Source organism: Parasphingorhabdus sp. (assembly GCF_036964675.1).
In the GTDB taxonomy this organism is placed as follows: Bacteria; Pseudomonadota; Alphaproteobacteria; order Sphingomonadales; family Sphingomonadaceae; genus Parasphingorhabdus.
In genome coordinates this window covers 1-1,892 of the sequence record NZ_JBALTF010000105.1, presented here as the reverse complement: position 1 = coordinate 1,892, position 1,892 = coordinate 1, and the positions used below count along the sequence as shown (strand labels likewise).

Below are 1,892 nucleotides of genomic sequence, written 5' to 3'. Positions count from 1 at the left end.
TACGACCTCAAGCACAAGCGGATGGAGCGGGATTTTCTGGTTCTGACCGGCACCGCCGCCAATTGCGCCGGCGGGCCAACGCCATGGGGAAGCTGGCTCAGCTGCGAGGAGGAAATGCTCACCGCAGGAGAAGAATCTGGCAAATATCACGGCTTCGTGTTCGAGAACCCGTCCAGCGCCATCGGCCTGATCGATGCCGTGCCGCTTAAGGCGATGGGCCGCTTCACCCACGAAGCCGCCTCGGTCGATCCGAAGACCGGCATTGTCTATATGACCGAAGATTCCCGGACCGGGCTATTTTATCGTTTCATCCCCAATATACCCGGGAAATTGCAGGAAGGCGGCCGCCTGCAGGCGCTTGTTCTGACCAACAGAAAAGCCGCCATTACCTCCAACTGGCCGAAAGACTGGGGCGGCCAGGGACCCGAGACATTTGTCGTCGGGCAGGACCATGTCGCCCAATGGATTGATCTCGACGATGTCGAAGCGCCCGATGGCGATCTGGCAGCGCGCGGCCATGCTGCGGGAGCCGCCCAGTTCATGCGCGGTGAAGGTCTGGATTATGCGGTGCGCACGGATGGCACGACGGGTGATTTCTACTTCACCTGCACCGAAGGCGGGGCGGAACGCGTCGGCCAGATATGGCGCTACACGCCCGATCAGGGTGCGGATAGCGGACCAGAAGCGGGCGGATCGTTGCAGCTATTCTTTGAATCAAACAACGCCGATTCGCTAGACATGTGCGACAATCTGGTAGTCGCGCCGTGGAACGATATCATCCTCTGCGAAGACGGACGCGGCGACCAGTATCTGCGCGGCCTGACCCCGGACGGCACCATCTACGACATCGCCCGCAACGCCCACAAGGACCAAAGCGAATTTTGCGGCGCCTGCTTCTCGCCCGACGGTACGACGATGTTCGTCAACGTGCAGGAGCCCGGCTATACTTATGCGATCAATGGACCGTGGGAGACGTTGCGAGTCTAGCCCGCCCCGATCAATTCCCGCCCAATCAGCATCCGGCGAATTTCATTGGTACCCGCGCCGATGTCGAGCAATTTGGAATCGCGCCAGTAGCGCTCGACCGGCCAGTCGGTGGTATAGCCAGCGCCGCCCAGTGCCTGAATCGATTCTTCTGCCACCCGCACGCTGCACTCGGATGCGTACATCACTGCGCCCGCCGCGTCGAAACGCGTGGTCTGACCGGCATCGCAGGCCTTGTTGACATTATAGACATAGCTGCGCGCGCTGTTCAGGCGGACATACATGTCGGCAATCTTGCCCTGCATCAGCTGGAAGCTGCCAATCGGTTTGCCGAACTGCTTGCGCTCGCGAACATAGGGAATGACCGTGTCCATACAGGCCTGCATCAGCCCGAGCGGAATGGCGGCGAGCACCGCGCGCTCATAATCCAGACCGGACATCAATACGCCGACGCCGCCGTTGAGCGGCCCCATGACATTTTCCTCCGGCACTTCGCAATCATCGAACACCAGCTCGGCGGTCGGACTGCCCTTCATCCCGACCTTCTGTATCTTCTGACCGATGGAAAAACCCTTCATGCCTTTCTCGATCAGGAAAGCGGTAATCCCGCCCGAACCCGCATCGGGCCGGGTCTTGGCATAGACGACAAGCGTATCGGCATCGGTCGAGTTGGTGATCCAGAATTTCGTGCCATTGAGCACATAGCCGCCCTGCACCGCTTCGGCCTTGAGCTTCATTGAAACAACATCGCTGCCCGCTCCGGCCTCCGACATCGCCAGCGCGCCGACATGTTCGCCCGAGATCAGCTTCGGCAGATATTTGGCTTTTTGCTCGGCACTGGCCCAGCGGCGGATCTGGTTGACGCACAGGTTGCTGTGCGCGCCATAGCTGAGACCCAGTGCGGCACT

2 protein-coding genes are annotated in these 1,892 nt (G+C 60.4%); one reads left to right on the top strand and one right to left on the bottom strand.

What is annotated here, in order from left to right; translation table 11 throughout:
* The coding region (locus V7665_RS12915; RefSeq protein ID WP_335664946.1) for an alkaline phosphatase PhoX at positions 1-987 on the top strand (987 nt) is incomplete at its 5' end.
* Here V7665_RS12915 and V7665_RS12910 read toward each other — a convergent pair.
* The coding region (locus tag V7665_RS12910; protein WP_335664945.1) for an acyl-CoA dehydrogenase family protein at positions 984-1,892 on the bottom strand (909 nt) is incomplete at its 5' end. The two genes, V7665_RS12915 and V7665_RS12910, sit on opposite strands and share 4 nt — an antisense overlap.